We start from the raw sequence: 26308 nt of genomic DNA on the forward strand, positions 1-26308 counted from the left end.
AAACAGAAAGATCAACTGGTAGTAATCCGTACTGAACATATTATACATTATTTTCAGTATAGTTGAGCTTATTATTGACTAGAGTCATGCTCTCTTGGGCTCCCCCCGTCTCAATCTTGCTCTCTGCAGCCCAAAGCGCCAGCAGGGATCCTCATTTCTTGGCGGCAACGTTGGATCAGATCTCCCGACACCCCCACCAACCGTCCTAGCCATTCGTCCGGCACAGAAGCAAGCAACGCCGGCCCAAACTGCTGATGAAGATGCTGCCAGAGAAGGGTAGCCCGCCGCCGGCTGGGGTAAGCCTCTGTCAACTTTTGCAGGATCTCGGTGCTGCGAGCGCGACGACGATAGCCCCACTGACGCTCCAAAAAAGTGGCAGGGGCCTGCAGATACACTTGGCCAAAAGGACTCCGTCCCGCTTACGCGATCGGCAAAACCGCTCGGCAATCGCGATCGATGGCCAGGCCAACGGCTGCACCAAACTCCAGCAGCTCGACAATATGAGCTTTCTCCAGCAACAGCCCATGGGATCCCATTCCCTTAACCAGCCAAACCTGACCGCTGCGTACCTGCTCCAGAAGGGTAGAGGGATCCCGAAGCCTAGCCCAGAGTGGCGGTTCAACCTGCTTTCCAGGGCACGTCTGACCCGTACAGCCCAGTGAGTCAGAGCCGTTGATGGGTGTGGGGGTGCTGTTTGATGTTGTCGGCATCCTTTACCTCTACAACTGCATTGAGGATCCGTCGCGGCTCAACGCTGTGATTGAGCTTAAACACCCCCCGCTCTGGAGTGCAGGTTTGGTGTAAGGGGATGTGGCGAAACTGGGGCTTGTTGCGATAGGTGCGGGCCGCTGCTTGCACCCGTTCCACGAAGTTTTCCCCCAACAGGAAGTTTTCCCCCAACAGCACCCCCGGCGGGAAAACATCGGTGGGCAAGGTGGGGATCCCGTTGTTCACGATCTCGGCGTAGGTTGTGGCGTAGAGGAGAACATAGGAAGTGCTGCGGCGTTCTTGGGCCAGGCAGTCCAAATCGGCAGCAGGCACCGGCTCGGCCACCAAAACCTCTACCAGGCGACCTTCCTGATCCTGCTGGAAGCAAGTGGCCACTCCCAGCACCACGTACTCCAGTCCTTGCACTGGGCTGGAGCCAAGGTGAGTTTGAGCAGTATCCGACATCGATGCCGATCTCCAAGCGGGGGAGCGAACTTTCACGGCTCCGGCAAGCGCCAAGATCCCTCAAGCCGGGCGCAGTTCTCACCATAGCAACAATTTTTGCGTCGGGCAGCGGGAGCTGTTGCAAGATAGAAGGCGGATCCCAGCCCAGCTCTCTGTGAAGGATGACAGGGGCAGCACTTGGCTGCAGGGATCCAAAATTTGCTTTACTGTAGCGAAGCGGGGTCAGTGCTGCCCAAGAGGAACAAGGGGTTGGGTTCCAGGCACCTTTGGCAACCCTTGATTCATCATTATCTAGGAAATACTTGCTCTAAGGATCCGACCATGGCGGATGGCGAATACAGACCAGGCTTGGAAGGCGTTCCGGCCACACGCTCCAACATTAGTTTTGTCGATGGCCAGGCGGGGATCCTGGAATATCGGGGCATCCCCATCGAGGAATTAACCGCCCACAGTACCTTTCTGGAGACAGCCTACTTGCTGATCTTTGGCAAGCTGCCGACCCAATCGGAGCTGGACAACTTTGACCAGGCAATCCGCAGTCATCGACGGGTGAAATACCGCATCCGCGACATGATCAAGTCGTTTCCAGAGTCGGGCCACCCGATGGATGCTCTGCAAACCTGTGTGGCGGGCTTGGGGCTGTTTTACCCGCTGCGGGAGATGGATCCCGACTATGTGTTCGGCACCGTCACCCGGTTGCTCTCCAAGCTGCCGACCATGGTGGCGATGTTCCACCAGATGCGACAGGGCAATGATCCCATTCCCCCGGACGACAACCTGGATCATGCTGCCAATTTCCTATACATGCTCTCGGGCAAGAAGCCGGATCCCTGGTTGGCCCGCATTTTTGACATCTGCCTGATCCTGCACGCCGAGCACACGGTCAATGCCTCTACGTTTGCCCTTCTGGTGAGCGCTTCCACGCTGGCTAACCCCTACAGCAGCCTGGCCACGGCGGTGGGTACCCTTTCGGGGCTGTTGCACGGGGGGGCCAACCAACAGGTGATGATGCTGCTGCGGCAAATCGGCTCGGTGGAAAATGTGCGCTCGTTTATCGAGGAGAAGCTGGCCAAAAAACAGCGCATCATGGGCATGGGGCACCGAGTCTACAAGGTGAAGGATCCGCGGGCCACCATCCTGCAGCGGCTGGCTGAGGAGCTGTTTGAGCGCTACGGCCACGACAAGTACTACGACATCGCCCTGGAAGTGGAACGGGTGTGCGAGGAGTTGCTGGGGCCGAAGGGGATCTACCCGAATGTGGACTTCTACTCAGGGTTGGTCTACGCCAAGCTGGGGATCCCAGAAGATTTGTTTACACCGGTGTTTGCCATTGCCCGAGCGGCGGGTTGGCTGGCCCATTGGCGGGAGCAGTTGTCCGATAATCGGCTTTTCCGACCCACCCAGGTGTACACAGGTGAACGCCAGCAACGCTATATCCCCATAGAAGAGCGGGGTTGAGAGCCGTTTGACAGGGCGCTGGGCCGGGATCCAAACTCAGTAAGGCCCAAATTGTGCGTGAGGCGGTGTGTTGAGCCTTTTAGACTCTCCCCTTTGGCGAGACGGGTTCACCCTGTTTCTGAGCATTGTGGTGCAGGCCATGCCATTTTTGCTGCTAGGGGTGTTTCTGTCGGGGCTGCTGGCGGTGTTTGTGGAGGGATCCCAGTTGGCCCGTTTCCTGCCCAAAGGCAAAATCGGCAGCGCGGTGGCCGGTGGCGCTTTAGGATTCTTTTTCCCGGTGTGCGAGTGCGGCAACCTGCCGGTGGCCCGTCAACTGGTGATCAAAGGGATCCCACCCCACGTGGCGGTGGCCTTTCTGTTGGCGGCGCCGGTGTTTAACCCGGTGGTGATCTTTTCCACTTGGATTGCCTTTCGCTCCATGCCGGAGCTGGTGATCTACCGAGTTCTCTTTTCCTTTGGCATTGCGGTTGTCGTCGGCTTGATCTTCAGCCTGCAAAAGGATTTCCAGCCTCTGTTGCAGCCGTCAGTCTGGCGGGAGCTGCAGCGCAATCGCCCCCAAGAGACGGATCCGAAAAGCACTTCCTGCTCGCCGTTGTTGCGGGGGGGCACCTTCTGGATTGGATCCCAGAGCCCTGCTCAAGGGGCCTCTGGCGGATCCCTGGCCACTTTACAAACGGCTGAAGATGTGTATCGCTCTGCTCTGGCCGCTGCGCCTTCTCCCTCCAGGGGACAAAAAGGAGTTCTCCTGCTGCAGACCTGGGCCAGGGAGATCCGCGAATTGGGATCCGTGCTCATCTTGGGCTCGGCGATGGCGGCCCTGATTCAAACGGTGATCCCGCGTTCGTTTGTGCTGGATTATGGCCAAGATGCATTGCTCTCAATCCTGATCATGATGGCCCTGGCCGGGATCATCTCCATCTGCTCGACGGTGGATGCCTTTTTCGCCCTCTCCTTTGCCGCCACCTTCACGCCGGGATCCCTGTTGGCTTTTATGGTGTTTGGGCCGATAGTAGACTTGAAAGCCATAGGCTTGATGCTCACTCTGTTCAAGCCCCGCGCCATTTTCTACTTCGTGATCTTGGTCTTTCAGCTTACTCTGGTGGGAGCTTTAGCCATCAACTACTATGGCAGTTAAAGCGTTTGTTTGAACCTTTCTCCACAGGGACACCCTCTCCATTCACTCTCCGTCAAATATTCGTCAAATATAGTTGCTTCAGTTTAGGGTAAGACGCCTGGGCTCCTGATCGCGCCAGCGGGACGGAGTCCTTGAAAAGCCTTCCGGCTCGGTGCACTTTAAGTGTGGGTGCAGTGTCCTGCTTTAAATCGAAATGACTATAGAAAGAGTTGCCTGGATAAGGTTTGTCACCAGAGGACTCTGCTCCCAGACGGTTGAGAACTCAGGTGTTACAGGTTTTATTGTAGTAAACTCAAGAAGGACGTAGTCTGGATTTCATAATTATCGCGACCCTATTTTTCAGCAGGACAAAGCTATGAGCAATCTATACTCGACAGACTTTAACTTGTGGATTGACCGAACAACCCGGCTATTGCGGGAAAGGCGCTGGCATGAAATTGACCTAACACACTTAATTGAAGAGGTTGAGAATTTGGGTAAGAGCGAACGACGAGGGATTACCAGTCAATTAACTCGCCTTCTGCTGCATCTACTCAAGTGGCAATATCAACCTCAGCGCCGTTCAGATAGCTGGCTAGATTCCATTACAGATGCGCGAACCCAAATCGGATTGGCCATAGAAGATAGCCCTAGCCTAAAAGGTTATCTGGTAGAGCAACTTGAAGAGAGTTATCAACGGGCGCGCCGCCAAGCAGCCAGGCAAACGGGGATAGAAATCTCGACATTTCCAGATGTCTGTCCCTACTCTCCAGAGTTGGTGCTGGCAGAAGATTGGCTGCCGGAAGTTTGACAAGCATTCGACAGTGGACAGCATTTCCCACAGCACCGACCCCACAGTTCTGGCCTGGTCTTGCCTCACACAGGCAGTCCATTATGCATTAAATACCGACAACATAGATAGACTGAGGCCAATTGCCGCGCTTCCTCAAGCAGAGGCTTGCTTCTGCCAGGTGCGCATCTTGCCCGGATTAAGCAACCCATAGGGATCCACTTCTTCTTTAAAACGAATCTGGCGCGGATCCATCACTTTGCGCCCGCCGTCTTCGATGATGAAAGTGTGGGGGTTGGCAATAAATACTCCCTGCTCTTCGTGGTAGTGCATGATCTCGTTTAGACGCTCTTCGGTGGTAAAGCGGACAATTTGCAGGCCGACGGGGGTAGCTTGCCCGTTGATGCGAATCAACTCCAGGTGCATCAGCACTTCGTCGCCAAAATACTCGTACATGTGCTGCACCAGCCTCAGCTCCCGGTCGGCGGGAAAAGCCGATTGTAAATAGGTAAGGCTGGGATCCACGCTGCGGCAGTGCAAAGTGGTGTGGTTCCAAGAAAATTCCCCCAGCGAGATCCCCTTGCTGGCCTCCTGGGCCGTTTTGTTGTAAACCACTTGGCCCCCATGTTCCCGGACAAGCTCCAACAGCGGCTCCAGGCTGCATTCGGCCACCATCAACAGGGCCACAGCGGATCCCTCTGGCAGATAGCCCCGCAGCGGTGCAAAGTAGCTGGGGATCGGCCAAGCGTGCAGGCTGATCATCTTCTTGATGATCCCATCCGCATCTCCCAGGGCTTGGCCAAAATGGGCACAGGGCATAAAGCCCACTTCAGGGGGAAAGGCCACCACCAGCTCCGCCCAAGGATAAGCAGGCGCCAGCGGGATCTCCACCTCAGTGATGATCCCATTGAGGCCCCAGGCATGGCTTACTTTGAATACCTCATCTCCCCGCAGCTCCAGCACCCGGGGCTCTTCCTCCAGGGTGACCACCCGCAGCCCCAAGATGTTGCCCCGATCCCGCAGTTGGCCGTAGGTCACAGAGCCAATGCCGCCGCTGCCGCCGGCAATGAACCCCCCGATGGTGGCCGTGCGATAGGTGGAAGGAGCCATGCGGATCTCCCAGCCCATCTCCCGGGTGTGTTTGTCGATGGCCATCAACTTGGCCCCCGCCTGCACCCGCACCAAGCCCGGCTTTGCCCAAAGCACCTGGTTGAGCTTGCCCATGTCCAGGATCACACCCCCGGCCAGCGGGATACATTGGCCGTAATTACCGGTACCGGCACCGCGCACCGTAACCGGGATCCGCAGCCTGGCACAGGCCGCTGCCACCCGCATCACCTCGGCCTCATCGGCGGGGCGCACCACCAAATCTCCCCGCTTGTCGCTCAGTTGTCGGCTCAGCACGGGGCTGTAGTGGTAAAAATCCAACGACAACTTGGCCACCTGAGCCGGATCAGTGATGATCTCAATACCCTCTAAGTCAGAACGCAAAGCCTGCAGCTTGTCAGGAGCGGCAACGATCATAGGTATCCGTATTTGGGTGCAACGGTTCTTCAGACTCCATCATCGGCAGAAATTGCCTGCAAAAGGGTTTGCCGAGAACAGTATGGGAAGGATCCCTGTCCGGCCAGGTCGATTAGCCGAAGCGGCCCTCCACATAATCTCTTGTGGCTTGCTTGGTGGGGCTGTTGAAGATGACTTCAGTTCTGTCAAATTCAATCAGCTCGCCCACACGGTTGGATCCCGACACCTCCACGCTGAAGAAAGCCGTCATATCCGAGACGCGGCCGGCCTGCTGCATGTTGTGGGTGACAATGATGATGGTATATTCCTCCTCCAGCTCCTTCATCAGCTCCTCAATGCGGCGGGTGGAAATGGGATCCAACGCCGAACAGGGCTCATCCATCAAAATCACATCCGGCTTCACCGCTAGAGCCCGGGCAATACACAGGCGCTGCTGCTGCCCTCCCGACAGCGACTGACCATTTTCTTTCAACTTGTCTTTGACTTCATCCCAAAGGGCAGCCCGCCTCAGCGAGGTTTCCACCACCTCGTCCAAGTCTACCTTCATCCCCAGCACCCGCGGGCCGTAGGCCACGTTGTCGTAAATGCTTTTGGGGAAGGGATTGGGCTTTTGGAAGACCATGCCGATACGCCGCCGCACCGCCACCGGATCGACTTCTTTGGCGTAGAGATCCTTGCCGTGGTAGGTGAGCTTGCCCTCTACACGAGCACCGGGGATCAAATCGTTGGTGCGGTTAAAACAGCGCAGAATCGTGCTTTTGCCACAGCCGGAAGGGCCGATAAACGCAGTAATCTGTCGGGCTGGGATGTCCAGAGTAACATTTTTTACCGCCAGATTGGAGCCATAGTAGACATTCAGGTTCTCGGTCCTGAAAACGTAAGAGGTCTGGTTAAGAGATTGAGTTTGCATGGCAGCACTCACAAAAAGAGCTAGAGTTCGACGAAGAGTTCGATTCAAGACTTTGTTGAGAATCCTCAGGCTATTTCCTGGTCTTGTACACCAAAAAGCGAGCGGTCAAGCTGGCCGCCAAAACAATGGCTAACAAAACCAAAGCGCCCGCCCAAGCCAGCTGCTGCTGCACCCTGTAGGGAATGATGGAGAAAAAGTAGACCATCACCGGCAAGGTAGCCACCGGGCCAAAGAGATCAGTAGACCAGAAATTGTTGTTGAAGGCGGTAAAGAGCAGAGGTGCAGCCTCGCCTGCCGCTCGGGCCAAAGCCAGGATTAGCCCGGTTACGATGGCCGGTGCCGCTGCCGGCAAAACAACGCGCATTGTGGTCTGAAAGCGATTTGAGCCCAGGCCAAGGGAAGCCAAGCGCATGTCGGGCGAAACCAGCAGCAACGCCTCCTCGGTGGAGCGGATGACAATCGGCAGCATCAGCACGCCAAAAGCCACCCCTCCCGAGAAAGCCGAAAAGCCGGATCCCCTCACCACCACAGCATAGGCAAACAGGCCGCAGAGAATGGCCGGTACCCCCGTGAGCACATTGCAGGAAAACTTAACCAGATAAGCCAAGCGGGTGCCGCGACCAAATTCGGACAAGTACACTGCCGCCAAGATGCCGAAGGGAAAGCTCAAAGCCGCCCCCGTAGCCAGCACCATTAAACTGCCGACAATTGCGTGACCAAAGCCCCCTTCCGCCAGGCCAGGGGCAGGGTAGCGGGTCTGGGTGAGGACATCCCAATTTATCCGCTGGATGCCTTCCTTGCCCACATCCCACAGCACCCAAGATAGGGAAGCTATGATCACCGCCACAAAGAGGCCACTCAGCAGGGTTAGGACAATGCCTGTGTAATTGCGGACAGGGGCAATGGCGGCACGAGTAATGTCGATGTCAACCTTCTCAGGGGCAAGCTGTGCTGAGTCGGACATGATAACAGTGCTCCTTCATCTTCTTTCTGCTTCCCAAGTTACTGCTCCAAGTTTTGAAACTTGCGGATGATGATCTCGGCAACGATGTTGACCAATAACGTCAGCACCATCAGCACCACGCCGGCATACATGAGAGCCGAAACCTGCAAGCGTCCTGCCTCCCCAAACTGAGAAGCAATCAAGGCGGTAATGGTGGATCCCGGCTGCATTAGGGAGATATTGATGCGGTTGGCGTTGCCAGAAAGCATGGCCGCTACCATGGTCTCTCCCAAAGCCCGTCCCAGCGCCAGCATGATCGAGCTGACGATACCCGACAGGCCGGCAGGGATCATCACCGTTAAGATGGTCTCCCAGCGGGTTGCCCCCAGAGCCAAAGCCCCCTCTTTTAGGCTGCGTGGCAGAGATTCAAAGGTACTGCGGGTAATGGAGATGATGATGGGAGAGATCATGATCCCCAGCACCATAGCCACAATCAACAAGCTGGGCCCCCGCGGAGCCGGGCCACTCAAGAAAGGGATCCAACCCAGCGTCTGGTTGATGGCTCGAAAGATGGGCCGCACTGCTGGAATCAGCACAAAGATCCCCCACAGCCCCAGCACCACACTGGGAATGGCCACGATCAGCTCAATGGCAAAGCCAATCGGCGCCGTTACCCACTTGGGGGCAAAACCTTCCGTCAAAAAAATGGCAGTGCCAATGCCCAGAGGGATGGCAAAAATCAAAGCCACCAGAGAGGTTACCAAACTGCCATAAATCTGTGGTAGCACCCCGTAGATGTTTTCCACCGGGTTCCAGCGGGCAGTAACCAGGAAGCCCAAGCCAAACTGCTGAATCGCCGGCAGAGCCGCTTCGGTGGTTTGAAGAATCACCCAGATGAGGATAATGCCGGCAAACCCTGCCAAGGCCAGCGTCAGGCGGACAAAACCCACATCAACAGCCCGGGACGGGCTTGCCTTTTTCTCAATGTCAACATCGATATCCGGGTTTGGTGGTGAACCATAACCCGTAGCCGCTGAAGTCATAGCCTCTCTCCCATGATCATCTTCGGTTCAAAATCTTTCCTAAAAATCCCACCGTGCAAGGTAAGCCCAGCAGCCGACCGAGAAAGCCTCATCTGCCTCCTCAGCCGGCCACCAGCTCCACTCTAGTGGAGTTCAGGCTGCAACCCAGTCATCGCACCGCATTGGGGTTAACGGTGATGGCATCCAGCTCTGCAAAGATCCGCTGGATAGCCGCCTCAGGCATAGGGATGTAGTCCAGCTCCTTGGTGATGGCTTGACCCTCTGGCCCCTGGGTCCACTTCAGAGCCTCCACCAGCTTGGTCAGCTTCTGCTGATCGGGATACTCGCGGTACAGCATCACCCAGAACAAGCCCACGATTGGGTAGTCATTTGGCCCTTCAGGGTCGGGCACCAACAGCGCAAAGTCATCAGGAATGGGAGCATCAAGCGCCGAGGTAGCTGCCTCAGTCGAGAACTTAACAATGTTGCCCGCTTTGTTTTCCAAGCGAGCAGTGGCCATCTTTTCCAGCTTGGCATAGGACTGGTTCACGTAGCCAATTGCCCCTGGCTCCTGCTTGATGGTGGCGGCTACGCCCTCATTCCCTTGGGCTCCAATGCCAACAGGCCACTCGACAGAAGTACCAGCACCGGCTGTCCAATTAGGGCAGACAGTTCTGATGTGGTTGGTGAACACAAAGGTAGTCCCAGAACCATCAGAGCGGTGTACCCAGGTGATGTCCAGGGGTGGCAGCTTGTTTGCTATACCTGGGTTATCGGCCTTGATGCGATTGTCGTCCCAGCGGGTGATCTCGCCGGTCACGATGCCGCAGTAGGTTTCCCGCTTCAGGATGAGCTCTCCGTCTTCAATGCCGGGCAGGTTATAGGCAAACTCGATGGCCCCTCCCGCCAGAGGCAACTGTAGGGGATCATAGCCGTATTTAGCTCGGAAGCTTTCCAGGCGAGCACCGGAGAAAGGCGCCTCGGAAGCGCCGAAGTCCACAGTGCCATTGATCACCTGCTCTAGGCCAGCACCACTACCGACAGACTGATAGCTGACTTGCACAGTGGGGTCTACGGTGCGGTTGTAGGCGTCAAACCAACGTTGCAGCAAAGGAGCCGCAAAGGTCGCGCCCGCCCCGGAGATTTGCACGGTTTGGGCTTGAGCCGAGGTCGCTGTTAGAAATCCTACTGTTAGAGCGGTGAGGGAGAAAGCAGAAAGCAGGGTTCGCATAGGTAATATCTGTTGCGAATCAACACTTTCAACCCTATAACCTCAAAGTTAACAGAGGGATATCTAAAGGTTAACCTTAGGTTAAGTCAAGAGAAAAATCGATATTTTTTGAGTATACTGACTCGTTTCCAAACCTCGATTTTCCATCTGGTGGTCTTGGCCAGTTTGGATTTCAGCAAAATCAGGATCCTGGAGCCCAGAATCCGCGGAAAGGTCTAGCTGCTGAACTTCTATCTCGTTTGACAACCAATTAAACGGACACAACTTGAATAAGAGCTAAGCTTAGACGGCTGCAAAAAAACTCGATCCAGATCCAAGATGTGTAAAATTTGAGACAAAGATGTTGCTCACCTCTCGGCAAGCTTGGACATGATTTCAGCAGGGCGGGAAAAGCCCCGCCCAGAGATTCTTTCGGCTTTTGGCAGAGAGAATTGGTTAGAAGATAGACTCCAACCTTCTAGACGTGGGGCAGCTCTACATGTTCCCCGAGCAGAGAAAGATCTGGGCTCTAAGCTGGGATCCGCCCGCCCCCCATGAGGTACAGCAGGGCCATGCGCACCGCCACGCCGTGGGTGACCTGCTGCTCAATCAGGTTCAAGCCGGGATCCTCCATCACCTCGGAGCTGAGTTCCACACCGCGATTGACCGGGCCGGGGTGCAGAAGCTTGACATCCGGGTGGCACAGGCGCAGTCGTTGCCGCGTGAGGCCGAAGAAGTGATGGTACTCCTGCAAGCTGGGGAGAAGGAACTCGCCCATGCGCTCCTGCTGCAGGCGCAAGGTGATAACAAAACGCGACCCTTCGAGGGCAGGCTCTAGCTGCCAATGGACAGGGAGCGTATGGCCGGGTACAAACTGGGCAAAATCTTTGGGCAATAGGGTGGGAGGGCCGGCTAAGTGAACCTCAGCTCCGGCAGTCACCAAGGCATAGATATCGGAGCGGGCCACCCGCGAGTGGAGAATATCGCCGACAATGGCAATTTTGATCCCTTGCAGCAACTCCAGACGGGGACGCCGGGGATCCAGATGGCTGCAGAGGGTAAACAAATCCAGCAAACCTTGGGTGGGATGTTCGTGCAGGCCATCCCCAGCATTGAGAACGCCCACAGGGGATCCGCGGCGGTCGATCTCGGCAGCTAATTGTTGGGGCACTCCTGCCTGGGCATGGCGAACGATCAAGAGATCGGATCCCATGGCCAGAAAGGTGCGGGCCGTATCCAAGAGCGTCTCCCCCTTGCCCAAGGAAGAAGTGCCAGGGGAAAAGTTAAGCACATCGGCCGAAAGGCGCTTGGCCGCCAGCTCAAAACTGGAACGAGTGCGGGTGGAAGGCTCGAAGAACAGCGTCACCACCACCTTCCCCTGCAAGGTGGGCACCTTGGGCAACCGCCGCGTCAACACCTCCTGGAAACTGGCGCTGGTCTGCAAAACCATCTGGTATTCTTCGGGAGTAAAATCCGCCAAGCCCAAGACGTGCTGCCGCTGCCAAACCATAGGGGATCCCTCAAATGCCCAGGCGGGCAAAGATCTCGTCCAAGTGGGTTAGGTGGCGCCGCGGATCAAAACAAGCCTGCAGTTCCGCCTCGCTGAGGTGAGCCATCACTCGGGGATCCGCCAGCAGATTGGCGCGAAAGTCCCCCTGCGGCTGGTTCCAGGCGCGATGAGCATTTTCCTGCACCAGGCGGTAGGCTTCCTCGCGGCTAAGGCCCTTCTCCACCAAGGCTAGAAGCACCTGCTGGCTGAAGATGACGCCGCCGTAGAGGTTGAGGTTGCGCTCCATGTTGCCGGTGTGAACCTGCAGGTGGCGCACCAGGTCGGCCATGTTCACCAGCAGGTAGTGGCAGAGAATGGAGGCATCGGGCAGGATAACCCGCTCCACCGAGCTGTGGGAGATGTCCCGCTCATGCCAAAGGGGGATGTTTTCCAGAGCCGGAAGGGCATACCCCCGCAGGAGGCGGGAAATCCCGGTTAGCTGTTCAGATTTGATGGGGTTGCGCTTGTGGGGCATGGCAGAGGATCCCTTTTGGCCGGGGGCAAAGTACTCCTCAGCCTCCAGTACCTCTGTTCGCTGCAGGTGGCGGATTTCAGTAGCAAAGCGCTCTAGGGAAGAGCCAATCAAAGCCAAGGTTTGCACGTATTCAGCGTGGCGATCCCGCGAGATTACCTGTGTCGAGGCTGTATCGGGCTTCAGGCCCAGGCGAGCGCAGGCCAACTGCTCCACCTGGGGAGGCACGTTGGCGTAGGTGCCCACGGCGCCAGAGATCTTGCCCACCGCCACCACTTCCCGCAGGCGAGCTAGGCGCTCTTGGTGGCGCAGGCACTCGGCCAGCCACCCTGCCAGCTTAAAGCCAAAGGTAATCGGCTCGGCGTGAACACCGTGGGTGCGGCCGATCATGAGGGTGTAGCGGTACTGCCGAGCTTGGTCGCGGATAGCAGCGATGAGGTCGGCCAGGCGAGCTTGCAAGATCTCCACCGAGGCCACAAGCTGCACGGCCAGAGCGGTATCCAACACGTCCGAGCTGGTCAGGCCCAGGTGGATGTAGCGCCCTGCCTCGCCCACGTGCTCGTTGAGGTTGGTTAAGAAGGCAATAACATCGTGCTTCACTTCCGCCTCAATTTCCAAAACCCGCGCCGGGTCAAAGGCGGCTTTGGCTCTGATCTCCTGCAGGGCTTCTTGCGGGATCCGCCCCAGCTCCGCTTGCGCTTCACAGACAGCCAGCTCCACCTGCAGCCAGGTCTGGAGCTTGTGGGCAGTGGACCAAATCTGGCCCATTTCGGGCAGAGTGTAGCGCTCGATCAAGGTGCCTTTTCCGTCGGTACAGTAGGATGAGCTAGGCTATTTTAGCCTTTGGCGTCCCCCCTCGAGGAAAAGCCGCTGGGGGATCCCTGCGGGCTTGGCTTGCGGTGTCGAAGGAGCAGCAAGGAGTTTGCAGATGACCGTCGGAGCTGTGCCAACTCAGGGAAAAAGAGCTTGGACAGCCGAAGAATTCATGGCGTTGTCCAGGGAGGGACATCGCTACGAGATTGTTGATGGGAAGCCAATTGATATGGGAAGCGCGGGGGCACTCCATGGTTATGTCTGCAGCCTCCTATTGGCAGCTTTGACCCCCTACGTTTTGTCCAACAAGCTGGGGATCGTTTTAGATTCCAGCACTGCTTTTAAGATGAAGAGTGGAAATTGGCGCTCCCCTGACATCTCTTTTTTTGCTAAAGAACGCTTGCAGGGCATGGCTGAACTGCCCACAGGATTTTTGGAAGGCGCTCCAGATCTGGCTGTTGAAGTGCTTTCCCCCCGCAATACGGTTGAAGAAATTCATGACAAGCTGGTGGAGTACTTTGAAAATGGCAGCCGCCTGGTTTGGCTGGTTCACCCCAGCGAGCACTACGTCCTGGTGTATCGCAGCTCTCAAGAGCCTGACCGCCTCCTGAAATCGGTTGATCTTCTAGAAGGTGAAGAGGTTATTCCAGGATTTGCCCTGCCGGTGGCTCATCTATTCCAGAAGCTTTCCTTGTAACATCCCCCCGCCCTCACTCTAGCCAATAGAGCTTGGGCCTCCCAACCTTGCCATTGGGCATTCCTGCCCCGCGTCACAGAACGACTTGGCAGAGGAGTCGGTATCTCGACCGTAAACTACCCGACCCTGACTGCTTCGCAGTACGGGGCGGGCTTTCGGTAGCCCTGCAGTTGGCAAGCCAACCACGGACCTCTAGGCTGGTTTACGACAGCCCCAAGTTTGGCAATCATGTTGGCCCCATTCCAGTCCGCATCCCCTTCCCATCCACAGTGCCCACACTTGAACGACTTGCCACTGCGATAGGATTGCGCAGGGTCGGGATGGATGTGCAAACACTTGTGACAGGTCTGCGACGTGTAGGCAGGCGGCACCAGAATCAAAGCAACTCCTGCACGCAGAGTCTTGTATTCCAGAAACTGCCTCAGTTGGTAGAACGCCCAACTGTTGGCCCTGCGTCGCTCGGCTTTGCTGCGGGGTTGTTGGTTGATACGCTCCCGTATCCCTGTCAAGTCTTCCAGAGCAATAGCGCTGTTGGTAGCTTTTGCCCTAGAGACAATAGCTTTGGAGATGCGATGATTGACCCACGCTTGAAAGCGTCTCTCCTTGCCAGACAGCCGTTGCAGCAGTTCTCTGCATCTGCGCCGCGAACTGCGTGTGCCCTTACTGGCTTTGCGTTGGAGTGCCGCCCTCAACCGGGAGTAGTGGTCTCGGACTCGGTTCAACTGCTGTCCATTCCAGTTATCTCCTTCCGATGTATGGGCAATATCTGTCCTTCCCAAGTCCACCCCGATCACCTTGTCGGTATCTTGTTGCTTGGGTGGCTTTTCCTCTACGCAAATCTGGATGTAGTAGGAGCCATCTTTGCGCTTGACCAGCGTGGCAGCTTTTGGGTTGGAACCAGCCAGCATCCCACGCTGGTAGTTACCAATGGCTAGCTCAAAGCGTTCTCTCCCTTCAACCGTGGTCAGCGACACCGTCCAGTCTTTTTGACGGAACGAAAAGATGCGAGCGTCGTAGGTAACAAAGCCGCTCTTAAACTCCTTGACGGGACGCTTTTTCTGCTTAGCCACTTTGCGGGAACCCGCTACCCGTCTGCACACCTGTTGAGCCAAGTTACTGGACAAGCCAAACCGGGCTCGAATCTCGTAGTAGCAAAGGGATTGCAGCTTGACCGCGTTGACGATCTTCTCCTGCGTGTTCTGGTTGACCCAGTTCAATGCCTGTACAAAGGCATCCATCGTCGCGTCCAATTTGGCGGCTTGCGACGGGGACACCTTGAGCTTGCAGGATATGGTCAGGACTTGGCTCATAAGTTCATTGTACTTCATCAAAGCGCATTCCTCCCGGCACTGACCCTACGGGTACAGTGCGGGGCTCCTGCGATTTCTAGCTGACTTTCCCGCCAGAGCGCGGAACTTGTAGCTCCCCGCACCCCTTGCAAGTTAAGTGCAGGGGGTTGCCCCTCTCGCCGACGGTCTATATTGAACTAGTTCGGGATCCGAAGAGGACGTCATTAGCGGTGCGGAGCACAATCAAGTGTCGATGGGGAAGGATAGCTCTGATAGGTTTCTTGGCAGCATTCCTCGCTCCTGCCCCTGCCATCTCTTTGCCTGCCTTCCCACCTCCTCCTGAGAAGACCTCGGCCCCAAACACCGCTTCCGAGTTCAACTGGCAGGGATCCCTCAAGTTGCTGCGGGGGGATCCCGTAGCTGCCCTGGCGGATCTGGATCGGGCGGTGCAGTTGGATCCCAGCTATGCTCCGGCCTATGTGAACCGCAGCTACGTCTACAACCAGTTGCGCCAGCCGGAAGAAGCTCTGGCCGATGCGGAGCGGGCCATTCAGTTGGATCCGCGAATTCCAGAAGCCTACTTCAGCCGCGGCGTGGCCCACCTGCAACTGGGGGATCGAGAAGCCGCCATGGCCGACTTTCGCCAGGCCTTGGCTCTCTTTTCCAAGAGTGGCAACTTTGCCGACCGAACCATCATGCAACAACTGCTGCGCCAGTTGGGGGTGGATTAGCCTTGAGTCTTTAGAGACTTGCGTTCTCCCAACCACTCTGATAAGGAAACTTCCTGAGCTTGCAGCCCAAAGACCTGACAAAAGGACTTCACCACCACCGGGGCCACTGCCGCCATCGTTACTCGGGGACAAAACTGAACCAGGGATCCCACCGGGCGATCAGGGATCCCACAGGGCACGATGGCCTCGAAGGCAGCTAGATCCGGGCAGACGTTGAGGGCAAAGCCGTGGTAGGTCACCCAGCGGGAGACCTTGATGCCGATGGCCGCCACCTTGTGGCCTTGCACCCAAACCCCTGTTAGGCCAGGGATCCGCTCCCCCTGCAGGCCGAAGTGGGCCACAGTCTGGATGAGCACCTCTTCTAGGTGGCGCAGGTAGCGATGCAGATCCGGCTGGCCGTGGGAGCCGTAGACAGTCCTATGGCGCTTTAGGTTGAGCAGGGCATAACCCACCCACTGGCCCGGCCCGTGGTAGGTCACTTCGCCGCCCCGCTCCACCCGCAGGATCTCCGGCCCCTCAGTAACAGGGGACTCTGGCTGAGTGTCTGGAGATCCTATCTGTCCAGCCAGGCTTTTGAGAAACTTGGGATCGGCCCCCGCCCCCAGGGTGTAGACCGGCGGGTGGGTGAGCAACAAAAGCCCATCTGGCACCTGGGGATCGCGGATCATCTGGGCCAACCTGACTTGCTGCCAAGCCCACGCCCTGCGGTAGGGCACCTCTCCCGCCTGGTGAACTTGGAGAACCGGCCCCGCCTCAAGCTCCTGCCAAAACGCCCTCAAGGTCTATCTGCCCTTAGCTGACCGGCAGGCCGATCTGCGCCCGCAACCGCTCCACCAGGGCGCGAGGCTGCAACAGCCCCTCGATGCGGTCAACCGGCTTCCCGTCTTTGAACAGGATGAGAGTCGGCACAGCGTAGATCCCCCAGCGGGCAGCAATGTTGGGGTATTTATCTATATCCACCTTCACGAAGGAAATAGCATCCCCCACCTGCGGCTTCACCTGCTCCAACACCTGAGCCATCACCTGACAGGGACCACACCAGGTAGCGTAAAAGTCCACCAGAATGGGAGTTTTGGATCCCTGGATCATGTCGTCAAAGCTCTTGAACTGCTGTTTTTGGGCCATGGGCAACCTCCAAAGGATGCGGCAGAAAACTTAGGGTGCAATCTATTTTTAGTCTAACTGTTTGAGATGAAGGTGTAGATAGGGATCCTGCTACAGGGTGCTGGCGGTTTCCCGGTAGGATGGCTAGGGCTGGGGAGCGTACCTGTAGTCTAGGGTGCAGGCCTGAAGGAAGGGGCAGACTTGAGCAGGGTTTAAGGAGTGGGATCCCAATGGCAACCATTCGGATGGTGAGCCGAGGTGTGGTGGCTGGCGTATTGGCTGGCATGGTCTTGAGCCTCTGGGGGATCGGGCGCTGGCTTTGGGATCCCTCGGCCTGGATCCAGGTGGTGGCCGGGCTGCTCCTAAGTGTGGCGACGTTGCTGTACTGGCTGAAGACCCGCCCCGCCGACTGTCTGCTGGTGGAGCCCCAGAGCTGGCGCCTCAGCCGCCTCAGCCCTCATCGCTGGCTTATCCAGGCCGAGTTTGTGGCCCGCAACCTCAACCCCCTTTTTGAGGTCACCTTGGCCCAGGTGCAGCCGCGGCTGCATCTGCTCAGCGCCGGCTCCCTCGAAGGGATCCAAAGTAGGATCCGCCTGCGCTCCCGCCATCCGGATCTGCCCCCCCGCCCAGACAACTACTGGCAGGCCTACATCATCTCCCCCCAAAGCCAGACCGGCTTAGAAGTCGAGATCGAGCTAGAGGGGGAAGGGCTGGCAGATTTGCGCTCGGCCTGGCTGGAGTTGGACTACATCCAGTACGGGCGGCAACGGCGCACCCTGAAGACCAGCCACCTGATCCTGCCCTTGCAGGAAGTGGAGCCCTTGCCGGAGCTGGCCTGGCAGCAGCAGGGGCTGGTGAGTTGGGCTCCTGTTCCCACCCATCTGCTTACCCCCAGCGACGACCTAGCCGAGGTGCTGCGGCACTACGTAGGCCCCCATATCCAGCCCGGCGATATTGTGGCCATCTCGGAAAGCGCGGCGGCCATCGTCCAGGGCAACTTTCGCCATCCCCTGCAGGTGCAGCCCGGCTGGCTGGCCCGCACCCTCTGCTACTTCTTCCCTTCCAAAACCAGTCTCTCAAGCTGCTATGGGATGCAGACGTTGATCGACTGTTCGGGGGCCTGGCGGGTGTTGGGGGCTTTTGTCGTCGGATCCCTGGCCAAATTGCTGGGGATCCGCGGAGCCTTCTACGCCCTGGCGGGGGAGCAGGCGGCCTTGATCGACGATGTCACCGGCACTTTGCCCCCCTACGACCAGTTCATCGTCTTGGGGCCGCGGGATCCGGCCAAGCTGGTGGCCGAGCTCCATGCCCAGACCGGCTACGAGGTGGCCATTGTCGATGCCAACGATCTAGGCGAAGTAAGCGTTCTGGCAACCAGCCCTGGCGTGGAGGAGGAGCTGGTGGAGCAGGCGCTGCGCAAGAACCCAGCCGGCAATGCGGCAGAGCAAACGCCGATTGTGCTCATCCGGAAGCGGCTGCCGGCATAGAGTTCGTCTGAGACTTGAGAACCTGCATCGCCTGGTGGGTCGACAAGAAGAAGCGCTCGGCGCCCACTTTCTCCACAAACCCAGCCCTTTTGAGGCGATCCATCACCGGCCCCTTCACCTCGGCCAGGGCAAAGCCCACCCCCATTTGCTGCAGACGTTCTACCAACTGGGCCAGGGCCTCCAAAGCGCTGCCGTCGACGAAGTTAATGGCGCTGGCCACCAGCAGCACCTGTTCCACTGCTGGCCGCGCTGCTACCTCCTGCAGGATGGACTCCTGCAGGTAGGCCGCGTTGGCAAAAAACAGGCTTTCATCCACCCGCACCGCCAAGATGCGCGGATCGGTAATCACCTCATGGCGCAGCACGTTGCGGTAGTGCTCGGTGCCCGGCACCTGGCCAACAATGGCGATGTGGGGACGGCTGGCCCGCCAAAGAAAGAGCAGGATGGAAACCAGCACCCCCAGCCCAATCCCCGGCTCCACCCCGATCCCCAACACGCTGGCAAAGGTGACCAGCCAAACCAAGGCATCGCCGCGGTCGTAGCGCCAGCTCTGCAGCAAGGGGTGAAAATCCACCAGTCCCAGCACTGCCACCAGCACAATAGCTGCTAGGGTCGTCTGGGGCAGGAAGGTAAACAGAGGCATCAGCCAGCTCACTGCCAGGGCTATCAGGGATCCCGTGACCACCGAGGCCAGGCCGCTGTTGGCCCCGGCCTGAGCGTTAACCACCGAGCGGCTGATCCCACCGGTTACCGGGTAGCCACCACTCACGGCTGCCGCCAGGTTGGCCACCCCCAGGGCCACCAGATCCTGGTTGGGATCCACTTTCTGGCGCCGCTGGCTGGCCAGCGACTGCCCCACCGCATAGCTTTCCGTAAAGCCCACCAGGCTGATGGCCAAGGCTGTGGGCAGAAGCGCTGTCCACTGCTCCCAGCTCAACTGGGGGAAGCTCAAAGGGGGCAGCCCGGAAGGAATGGAGCCAACAACGGATACCCCTGCCCTCTCCGAGAGGTTTAGGCCCCAGACCAGCAGGCTGGTCACGAGCACAGCCGCTAGCGGTGCCCCCTTGGTCAAAATCAAGGCCCAACCTGGAGGCACACCCCAACGCCGCAGTTGGTGGGGCAACTTTTGCTGGGCGTACACCAGCAGGGATATGGCCAATAGCCCCAAGCCAAAGGTTACCCAGTTTACCTTGTCCAGGCTTTGCCACAGCCGCTGCACCAACAGCAAGAAGGACTCCGTGTTGGCGATCTTGACCCCCAAGAGGTGGCGGAGCTGGCTGAAGCCGATGATCAAGGCTGCCGCGCTGCCAAAGGCAGTCACCACCGTGTGGCTTAAGAAATTGGCCAAAAACCCCAGCCGCAACAACCCCATGGCCCCCTGGACCAGACCCACCTCCAAGGCCAGCCCCAAAGCTAACTGTCCATACTCCGGGCTGCCCGGCAAGGACTCCGTCCCGCTGACGCGACCGGCCAGCGGCTCTAACCCTGCCGCCACCAAGAGGGAGATGATGGCCACCGGCCCCACCGCCAGGGCGCGGCTGGATCCCAGTAGTCCATAGACGATCACCGGCAAAATACTGGCGTACAGGCCCACTTGGGGGGGCAACCCGGCCAACAGGGCATAGGCCATGCTCTGAGGCACCAGCAGAATAGCCACCACAAGGCCGGCGATCAGATCTCCCGGCAAATCTGATCGTTGATAGTGGAAGACCCAAAGGGAATCCTTGGCAAAGGGCAGGTACCGCGCCAGGATCCCTTGCCCCGAAGAGGAAGTAGAAGGGATCCCACTCATAGCGCCTGACCTCGGTTCCAGGGCATGCGAGCCAAGAGCAGAGCCATGCCACAGGTGTTGGTTACACCCGCAAACACCAGCCCAGCGCCCACAAAGCCACTCAGCAGCAGCCACCAGGGGTTGACAAAGGCCCCCAGAAGGGTTCCGGTGAGCACCAGGGATCCCGCCGCAATCTGCACCTGCCGCATGATGGAGATGGGCGCATTTTGGGTGCGGGTAACGGGCAGCTTGGCCGCTTTCCAAGCCTCGATCCCTCCCTTAAGGCTAATCACCTCCGGCCAACCGCGGTCTAGCAACTGACAACCGGCGCGGATGGAGCGGCTGCCCATGCGGCAGTGCAACACCACCGGCTTCTCTGGCGTGGAAGCAGGCACTTTGGCCGGGTCAAAGGTAGATAGGGGCATGTTGATGGCCCCCGGGATCCGCTCATCGGCGTATTCTCCTGGCTCCCGCACATCAATGAGCTGGACTCGCCCCTGATCCAGCCACTGTTTTAAGGTCAGGGCATCGATCTCCTTGAGACGGGGATCCCGTTCCTGAGAAGGCGTGGGGTTTTGCTGGGTTACGGTCATGGTTGTCTCCTTGCTTCTAGCGTTGTCTAAAATGCAAAATGCAGCGATTTTTGGGATTAGTCCCCCTCCTCAAGCAAATGACTGGGCTCACCGGGGTAAAACCGGCTATCCAGGATTTGCTCTGAGGAATAAGGGCAGGTTTTGGGGAAAATCTTTCTGGGCAGCTTGGTCTCCTCCAGGGCCAGCTTCAGCGCTCCCAAGTAAGACTTGGAGATGGCCTCTGGCAAATAGGGCTTGAGACTTGGGCTTTCTTCAAGAAGCTCCAGAACTTCCTGCCGCTGCAGCTGGAGGGTGAGGAGCCAGCTTGCGGATCTCCCCTCTGGCTGGTACTCCCACTTGAGGAGATGCCCAACCAAAACTGCAAGTCGGTTTCGCAGTTCCTGCCGCTGTTGCCTGCCCAACGATTCAATCTCCTCGACTAAATTGGGCAGATCCAGCTTCTCCCAGGCCCGATCCCGCAGAAATTGAGCTTGTTGCTGGATCCAAGCGTAGAAATCGCTCTCATAGAGACTTTCTCGATCCACGCTCAAACTCTCCATTTCTGGCAAGCCAATTGAGAGAAGGTTACCCAGAGCAGCAGGCCCTCACCATCGGAGTTTCACATGGGCTCCCCAGCCGGCGGGGGCTTACCCTGCACCTCGCTGCCCAGAAGGAATTAAACCGCTGCTGCCACTTGGCCGCACTGCTCGTTGGCCGGCACCGCTTCCTGGATCTTCTTCGGCTGGGGCAGGTTGAGGCTGTTCATCAGGGCAATGAAGCTCTCACGGGAACGCAGGTTGCCCGTTTCCGGATCCACAAAGCGCGGGTTCCAGCGCTTCTCCTCGCCAATGGTGGAGACGGTGTGCCCGCGATAGTCGTGGCCGGGGTAGACCAAAGTCTCGTCGGGCAGCGTAAACAAGTGCTGGGTAACATGGTCGTACATCAGGCCGGGATCCCCGCTTTGGAAATCCGTGCGCCCACAGCCGCGGATCAGCAGGGCATCTCCGGTAAGGACGCGATCCCCATTCACGCGGTAGGTCATGTGGCTGTCGGTGTGGCCCAGGGTAGCGATGGCTTCAATGACGACGGATCCCACTTGCAGCGTTTCCCCATGACCGATGAAACGATCTGCACATTGAGCCTTGGCCTGTACTGGCACCACCCCTTGGCAACCGGTCAGTTCCCGCAGCTTCCCGGTTCCCGTGATGTGATCCGCGTGAACGTGGGTTTCCAGGCAGTACTTCAAGGTTAGACCCAATTCCCGAATCAGCTTCAAATCCCGCTCCACCTGCTCCAGTACCGGATCCACCAGGGCGGCCTCGCGAGTTGTCGGATCCGCGATTAAATAGGTGTAGGTGCTTGTTTCTGCGTCGAACAGTTGGCGAAATAGCATAGTGCCCTCCTGTCTGGTATCGAAAGCCCGACGTGAACTTGGACTTTCTAGGAACACTATATAACTATCTAGTGTTAAAATCAAGTTGACGAACGGCGCAAGCAGGTTTGTTGATGGGAGAAAGCCGGTGAGCAGAGCGGATGTGAATGAGTGTCGCACGATCCTGACGCCGCAGGTTCTCGACAGCGTGGCAGAGTACTTCAAGGTTTTGGCGGAACCCAGCCGCCTGCAGATCCTGTGTCAGTTGCGCTCGGGGCCCAAGAACGTCACCCAAATCTTGGAAGCTACGGGTATGGGCCAGGCCAATGTTTCCAAGCACCTGAAAATCTTGGCGCAGGCAGGGATCGTCAGCCGTCAGCCCAAGGGGGTGAGTGTTTATTACCAAATTGCGGATCCCATGTGCTTTGAGCTGTGTGAAGTGGTATGTCGGCAGTTGGTGAGTCGGCTGCAACAGCAAGCCCGCCAACTGGAGCCGCTGGCAGCCATTCACCCAGGTCAACCGAGCTGAGGCGAAAATGGTTCTCAAACGGGTTGGGGTTGTCGGGAGCACCTGATGATTAGTCCAGCCCCAGCCGCTGACGAAAGTAAGGGATGGTCTGTTGCAGCCCAACTTGCAGCGGGATCCGAGGTTCCCACCCCAAGAGGGCACGGGCTTTGCGAATGTCGGGCCGCCGCTGCTTGGGATCGTCCGTCGGCAGAGGCCGGTAAACGATGGGAGAAGGGCTGCCGGTGAGGGCGAGCACCTGCTGGGCCAGCTCCAGGATCGTGAACTCCTCTGGGTTGCCCAAGTTAAAGGGTCCGGGGTAGGGGCTGTTCATCAGCCGGATCAAGCCTTCCACCAGGTCGGAGATGTAGCAAAAGCTGCGGGTCTGGGATCCATCCCCATAAACTGTTAAGGGATCCCCGCGCAGGGCCTGGACGATAAAGTTGCTCACCACGCGGCCATCGTCCTCCCGCATGGCGGGGCCGTAGGTGTTGAAGATGCGGGCCACCCGGATCTCCGTTTGGTATTGCCGCTGCCAGTCGAAGGTGAGGGTTTCCGCCAAGCGCTTGGATTCGTCGTAGCAGGCCCGCGGGCCGATGGGGTTGACGTGGCCCCAGTAGTCTTCCGGTTGGGGATGCACTTGGGGATCCCCGTACACTTCTGAGGTGGAGGCCAGCAGGAACCTAGCCCCTGTTTTCTGGGCCAGTTGCAGCAGGTGATAGGTGCCCCAGACGCTGGTGCGGATGGTGCGGATGGGATCCGCTTGGTAGTGGGGGGGAGAAGCGGGGCAAGCCAGGTGGTAGATCTGCTGGATCCCAGCCTCTGGCAAAGCGGGCGGCAAGGGATCCGCCACGTCGTGCCAAATGAACTGAAAGGCGGGGTTGTCCAGATGGGCCTGGACATTGAGCTGCCGGCCTGTGGAGCCATTGTCCAGGCAAATGACCCAGTGGCCTTCTTGCAGAAGGCGGGTTACCAAGTGGGATCCGATAAATCCCAGGCCACCTGTAACCAAGATTTTCATGAATTCCCCTTGTTTCTCAGCGCCTACCAGCCCACTCCAATGAGGGTTATGCCCGCCTGCCGCACCGCCTCCCGATCCAGACAGTTACGGCCATCGATGAGCAAGGGCCGCCGCATCAGCTCTGCAATCCGTCGGTAATCCAGCGACAAAAACTCCGGCCACTCCGTCACCAGCACCAGGGCATCGCAATCTTGGGCCAGGCGAAACACATCCGTTTCCACCACCACATGGGCTAGCCCCTCCCGCATCCCCGAGGCGGATACAATTGGATCATATGCCTTGACCTTGGCCCCCAGACGGTGGAGTTGTTCGATCAAAGTCAGGGAAGGGGCATCCCGCAGGTCGTCGGTGTGGGGTTTAAACGTCAGACCCAGTAGGCCAATGGTTTTTCCCTTGAGCACCTTGAGGGCTTGCTGCAGCTTTTCCACCAAACGTTGCCGCTGTTCTCGGTTAACCTCCACCGTGGCCCGCAACAGCTTGGCCTCATAGCCATAGTCAGCAGCGGTTTGGATAAGAGCCGCCAGATCTTTGGGGAAGCAGCTTCCGCCCCACCCTATGCCAGCGTTGAGAAAGGCGCGGCCAATGCGCCTATCTAGGCCGATCCCTTCTGCCACCTGGGTGATGTCGGCGCCGGTGCGCTCGCAGATATTGGCCATTTCGTTGATGAAGCTAATCTTGGTGGCCAGGAAGGCGTTGGCGGCATACTTGATCATTTCGGCAGAAGCCAGGTCGGTGACCAGCAAAGGCACGGGATCCCCTTGCAGGCCCTGCTGGCGGTTGAGGATGGGTTCATACAGCTGCCGCATGATTTCAATGGCGCGGGGGCTGTTGGAGCCAATCACAATGCGATCCGGGTAGAAGGTATCTTGGATGGCACTGCCCTCCCGTAGGAACTCGGGGTTGCTCACCACGTCAAACTGCGGCGTCCAAGGGGAGAGCTCTAAGGTCAGGGATCTGGCCTCAGGATCCCTCCCCACTTCTCGGCTGCTCAGCCGCTGCTTGGCGGCTTCGGCGGCCCCGTCCAAAATGAGCATGCGCACCCAGTCCCCAGAGCCAATGGGCACAGTGGATTTGTTGACAATGACTCGATAGTGCTCGTCCAGATGCTGGCCAATTTCCCGCGCCACTGCTTCCACGTAGCGCAGATCGGGATCCCCGCTGGGCAGGGCCGGGGTGCCCACGGCAATAAACACCACCTCGCTGGCCTGGATCCCAGAGCCCAGATCGGTGCTAAAGTGCAGCCGACCCGCCGCAGTTCCCTCCCGCACCAGCTCTTCCAGGCCGGGCTCGTAGATGGGCAGGCGACCCCGCTGCAGCCCTTCAATCTTGGCGGGGTTGTTGTCCACACAGATAACGCTATTTCCTAGGTGAGCCAGGCAAGCCCCTGTTACCAGGCCCACATAGCCAGCGCCTACCACAGCAACGTGCATACTCAGAGTTCGCTCCCCAATCGGCGGCCACTTGACTAAGCCTTAGCAGCTTGCTTTTAGGGTACCCTCCCTTACCCCTATTGAGGTCGGTGACAGAATAAAGCAGGATATCTGTGGATCCCCGCCCGAGCTGCAGTGAGCTTTCTGGATTCTGCTGCCATAGCCAGCCGCCGTCAGCGCCAAGTGCAGAGGGTGCTGTACGTCACGCTAGGGCTAAATGTCCTGGTGTTTCTGATCAAGTTAATCCTGGGGCTGACGACGGGATCCCTAAGCCTAATTGCCGATGCCCTGCACAGCTCCACCGACAGCGCCAGCAACATTTTGGGCTTGGTGGCCATGCGCTTTTCTTCGCCAGAGCCCGATGACGACCATCCCTACGGCCATCGCAAGTTTGAAGCCATTGGAGCGCTGGGGATCGCTGCCTTTTTGGGGATGGCCAGCCTGGAAATCTTGCGCACAGCCGTGGAGCGGTTTTGGGAGCCCCAGCCCCACCTGCAGATTGACGAGCTAACCTTGGGGGTGATGGTGGGGGTGTTGGGCATTAACGTCTTTGTCACCCTCTACGAGCACCGCTGGGGCAAAGCTCTGTCCAGCTCGCTGCTGTTGGCCGATGCGCGCCATACCCTCAGCGACGTTGGGGTGACGCTGACAGTGTTGCTGGGGTTGGCCGGCATGCATTATTGGGGGATCCCTTGGTTGGATCAAGCCCTGGCTTTGCCGGTGGCGCTGCTGGTGCTCCGAAGCGGCTGGGAAGTGCTGCAGGAGTATCTTCCCTACCTCACCGACCGGGTGGCGATCCCCTCTGAGGCCCTGCGGGATCTGATCCTGAGCGTGCCAGGCGTGCTCGACTGCCATGACATCACTTCCCGCGGGATCCCAGGGGAAATGGTCTTTATCGAGATGCACCTGGTGGTGGAGCCACAGGACATTGAGTCCGCCCACCGCCTCACTGAGGAAGTCGAACACCTCCTGCAAGGGCGCTACGGGCCGGCGCGGATCCTCATCCACCTGGAGCCTCGCTCCCATATCGAGCAACCCTAGCAGGAGCTCGCCACCTGCCAACAGATAGCCTAGCCAAACCTCAGGGATCCTGATGTTTCCAAAAGAACACCAAAACGGTATCAACGCCTCTGCGAGCGTCCCTCAAAATCTCGGAAAAGCCCATTCTTTCTTCGGATCCCTCGACGCCTTGTGCCACAAGGCTTTCCGGCCCCAAAACCCCCTCGCCGAAACTCTTTTTGCCCCCTTTTTTCCGGATCCCTCGCAAACGGGTCTTGCATCCCTTGCCCTGCTTGGCTTTAATAGGGGTGGAGTTCCCCCTTCGGGGGGATCCCTAGAAATTGGAAACCAG

The 26308-nt window shown here is 58.1% G+C and carries 27 protein-coding genes; 8 read left to right on the forward strand and 19 right to left on the reverse strand.

Annotated elements, in window-relative coordinates:
* Window positions 1–110 precede the first annotated feature (110 nt).
* From ACVWXF_RS07130 to ACVWXF_RS07140, 3 genes are read right to left on the reverse strand one after another with little or no spacing between them, the layout of a single operon-like run.
* The gene (locus ACVWXF_RS07130) at window positions 111–395 is read right to left on the reverse strand and encodes a hypothetical protein (protein WP_414421520.1); all 285 of its coding nucleotides are present in this window, start codon (window positions 393–395) and stop codon (window positions 111–113) included.
* A 24-nt stretch (window positions 396–419) separates the two neighbouring features.
* Window positions 420–710 (reverse strand): hypothetical protein, encoded by a 291-nt coding sequence (locus ACVWXF_RS07135; protein ID WP_148202743.1) that lies wholly within the window; start codon window positions 708–710, stop codon window positions 420–422.
* A complete protein-coding gene (locus ACVWXF_RS07140) occupies window positions 664–1173 on the reverse strand; it encodes a hypothetical protein (protein WP_457474026.1) in 510 nt (169 codons plus the stop codon). The genes ACVWXF_RS07135 and ACVWXF_RS07140 overlap by 47 nt, the downstream gene beginning before the upstream one ends.
* 321 nt (window positions 1174–1494) lie before the next feature.
* Here ACVWXF_RS07140 and ACVWXF_RS07145 point away from each other — a divergent pair, with 321 nt between their 5' ends.
* From ACVWXF_RS07145 to ACVWXF_RS07155, 3 genes are all read left to right on the forward strand, one after another.
* Window positions 1495–2631: a citrate synthase gene (locus tag ACVWXF_RS07145; RefSeq protein WP_011433503.1), complete on the forward strand. Its 1137-nt coding sequence runs from the start codon at window positions 1495–1497 to the stop codon at window positions 2629–2631.
* 67 nt (window positions 2632–2698) lie between these two features.
* Complete coding sequence (locus tag ACVWXF_RS07150) at window positions 2699–3766, forward strand: permease (protein ID WP_457474027.1); 1068 nt, start codon at window positions 2699–2701, stop codon at window positions 3764–3766.
* Window positions 3767–4121: 355 nt separating this feature from the next.
* Entirely contained in the window at window positions 4122–4556 is a 435-nt protein-coding gene (locus tag ACVWXF_RS07155; protein WP_011433505.1) for a DUF29 domain-containing protein, read from the forward strand.
* Between the two features lie 135 nt (window positions 4557–4691).
* Here ACVWXF_RS07155 and ACVWXF_RS07160 read toward each other — a convergent pair whose 3' ends face one another.
* From ACVWXF_RS07160 to purB, 7 genes are all read right to left on the reverse strand, one after another.
* On the reverse strand, window positions 4692–6059 hold the full coding sequence (locus ACVWXF_RS07160) for an FAD-binding oxidoreductase (RefSeq protein ID WP_457474028.1): 1368 nt from the start codon (window positions 6057–6059) through the stop codon (window positions 4692–4694).
* A gap of 112 nt (window positions 6060–6171) precedes the next feature.
* The gene (pstB, locus tag ACVWXF_RS07165; protein ID WP_457440561.1) at window positions 6172–6969 is read right to left on the reverse strand and encodes a phosphate ABC transporter ATP-binding protein PstB; all 798 of its coding nucleotides are present in this window, start codon (window positions 6967–6969) and stop codon (window positions 6172–6174) included.
* Between the two features lie 70 nt (window positions 6970–7039).
* A complete protein-coding gene (gene pstA, locus ACVWXF_RS07170; RefSeq protein ID WP_099813137.1) occupies window positions 7040–7933 on the reverse strand; it encodes a phosphate ABC transporter permease PstA in 894 nt (297 codons plus the stop codon).
* A gap of 38 nt (window positions 7934–7971) precedes the next feature.
* Complete coding sequence (gene pstC, locus ACVWXF_RS07175; protein WP_457474029.1) at window positions 7972–8955, reverse strand: phosphate ABC transporter permease subunit PstC; 984 nt, start codon at window positions 8953–8955, stop codon at window positions 7972–7974.
* A 148-nt stretch (window positions 8956–9103) separates the two neighbouring features.
* Window positions 9104–10165 carry a phosphate ABC transporter substrate-binding protein PstS gene (pstS, locus tag ACVWXF_RS07180; RefSeq protein WP_457474030.1) on the reverse strand — a complete coding sequence of 354 codons (1062 nt, stop codon included), beginning with the start codon at window positions 10163–10165 and terminating at the stop codon, window positions 9104–9106.
* 508 nt (window positions 10166–10673) lie between these two features.
* Complete coding sequence (locus ACVWXF_RS07185) at window positions 10674–11654, reverse strand: aspartate carbamoyltransferase catalytic subunit (RefSeq protein WP_099887442.1); 981 nt, start codon at window positions 11652–11654, stop codon at window positions 10674–10676.
* Between the two features lie 10 nt (window positions 11655–11664).
* Complete coding sequence (purB, locus tag ACVWXF_RS07190) at window positions 11665–12960, reverse strand: adenylosuccinate lyase (protein ID WP_457474031.1); 1296 nt, start codon at window positions 12958–12960, stop codon at window positions 11665–11667.
* Window positions 12961–13093: 133 nt separating this feature from the next.
* Between purB and ACVWXF_RS07195 the strand changes: the two genes are divergently transcribed.
* A complete protein-coding gene (locus ACVWXF_RS07195; protein ID WP_011430559.1) occupies window positions 13094–13675 on the forward strand; it encodes a Uma2 family endonuclease in 582 nt (193 codons plus the stop codon).
* Between the two features lie 116 nt (window positions 13676–13791).
* Here ACVWXF_RS07195 and ACVWXF_RS07200 read toward each other — a convergent pair whose 3' ends face one another.
* Window positions 13792–14985, reverse strand: a complete 1194-nt coding sequence (locus ACVWXF_RS07200; protein WP_414508825.1) for an RNA-guided endonuclease InsQ/TnpB family protein — start codon at window positions 14983–14985, stop codon at window positions 13792–13794.
* 260 nt (window positions 14986–15245) lie between these two features.
* Here ACVWXF_RS07200 and ACVWXF_RS07205 point away from each other — a divergent pair, with 260 nt between their 5' ends.
* Window positions 15246–15695: a tetratricopeptide repeat protein gene (locus tag ACVWXF_RS07205; RefSeq protein WP_168175114.1), complete on the forward strand. Its 450-nt coding sequence runs from the start codon at window positions 15246–15248 to the stop codon at window positions 15693–15695.
* On the opposite strand, the gene lipB is transcribed toward ACVWXF_RS07205, so the two are convergent.
* Complete coding sequence (gene lipB, locus ACVWXF_RS07210; RefSeq protein ID WP_099813144.1) at window positions 15692–16474, reverse strand: lipoyl(octanoyl) transferase LipB; 783 nt, start codon at window positions 16472–16474, stop codon at window positions 15692–15694. The two genes, ACVWXF_RS07205 and lipB, sit on opposite strands and share 4 nt — an antisense overlap.
* Window positions 16475–16487: 13 nt before the next feature.
* Window positions 16488–16820: a thioredoxin gene (gene trxA, locus ACVWXF_RS07215; RefSeq protein ID WP_011430556.1), complete on the reverse strand. Its 333-nt coding sequence runs from the start codon at window positions 16818–16820 to the stop codon at window positions 16488–16490.
* Between the two features lie 209 nt (window positions 16821–17029).
* Between trxA and ACVWXF_RS07220 the strand changes: the two genes are divergently transcribed.
* The gene (locus ACVWXF_RS07220; RefSeq protein WP_240527862.1) at window positions 17030–18286 is read left to right on the forward strand and encodes a coenzyme F420-0:L-glutamate ligase; all 1257 of its coding nucleotides are present in this window, start codon (window positions 17030–17032) and stop codon (window positions 18284–18286) included.
* Here the strand turns inward: ACVWXF_RS07220 and ACVWXF_RS07225 are convergent.
* From ACVWXF_RS07225 to ACVWXF_RS07240, 4 genes are all read right to left on the reverse strand, one after another.
* On the reverse strand, window positions 18261–20078 hold the full coding sequence (locus ACVWXF_RS07225; protein ID WP_457474032.1) for a SulP family inorganic anion transporter: 1818 nt from the start codon (window positions 20076–20078) through the stop codon (window positions 18261–18263). The two genes, ACVWXF_RS07220 and ACVWXF_RS07225, sit on opposite strands and share 26 nt — an antisense overlap.
* Window positions 20075–20650 carry a rhodanese-like domain-containing protein gene (locus ACVWXF_RS07230; RefSeq protein WP_457474033.1) on the reverse strand — a complete coding sequence of 192 codons (576 nt, stop codon included), beginning with the start codon at window positions 20648–20650 and terminating at the stop codon, window positions 20075–20077. The genes ACVWXF_RS07225 and ACVWXF_RS07230 overlap by 4 nt, the downstream gene beginning before the upstream one ends.
* A gap of 56 nt (window positions 20651–20706) precedes the next feature.
* The gene (locus tag ACVWXF_RS07235) at window positions 20707–21189 is read right to left on the reverse strand and encodes a DUF29 domain-containing protein (RefSeq protein WP_414352140.1); all 483 of its coding nucleotides are present in this window, start codon (window positions 21187–21189) and stop codon (window positions 20707–20709) included.
* 116 nt (window positions 21190–21305) lie between these two features.
* Window positions 21306–22022 (reverse strand): MBL fold metallo-hydrolase, encoded by a 717-nt coding sequence (locus ACVWXF_RS07240; RefSeq protein WP_414413400.1) that lies wholly within the window; start codon window positions 22020–22022, stop codon window positions 21306–21308.
* 127 nt (window positions 22023–22149) lie between these two features.
* Here ACVWXF_RS07240 and ACVWXF_RS07245 point away from each other — a divergent pair, with 127 nt between their 5' ends.
* A complete protein-coding gene (locus ACVWXF_RS07245; RefSeq protein ID WP_457398146.1) occupies window positions 22150–22530 on the forward strand; it encodes an ArsR/SmtB family transcription factor in 381 nt (126 codons plus the stop codon).
* A 49-nt stretch (window positions 22531–22579) separates the two neighbouring features.
* On the opposite strand, the gene ACVWXF_RS07250 is transcribed toward ACVWXF_RS07245, so the two are convergent.
* Window positions 22580–23527, reverse strand: coding sequence for a UDP-glucuronic acid decarboxylase family protein (locus ACVWXF_RS07250; RefSeq protein WP_457474034.1), 948 nt, complete (start codon window positions 23525–23527; stop codon window positions 22580–22582).
* Window positions 23528–23550: 23 nt separating this feature from the next.
* A complete protein-coding gene (locus ACVWXF_RS07255; RefSeq protein WP_414417016.1) occupies window positions 23551–24957 on the reverse strand; it encodes a UDP-glucose dehydrogenase family protein in 1407 nt (468 codons plus the stop codon).
* A gap of 135 nt (window positions 24958–25092) precedes the next feature.
* On the opposite strand from ACVWXF_RS07255, the gene ACVWXF_RS07260 reads away from it, so the two are divergent.
* Window positions 25093–25998, forward strand: a complete 906-nt coding sequence (locus tag ACVWXF_RS07260) for a cation diffusion facilitator family transporter (protein WP_457474035.1) — start codon at window positions 25093–25095, stop codon at window positions 25996–25998.
* Window positions 25999–26308: the final 310 nt, after the last annotated feature.

Source organism: Thermostichus sp. MS-CIW-40 (assembly GCF_054058315.1).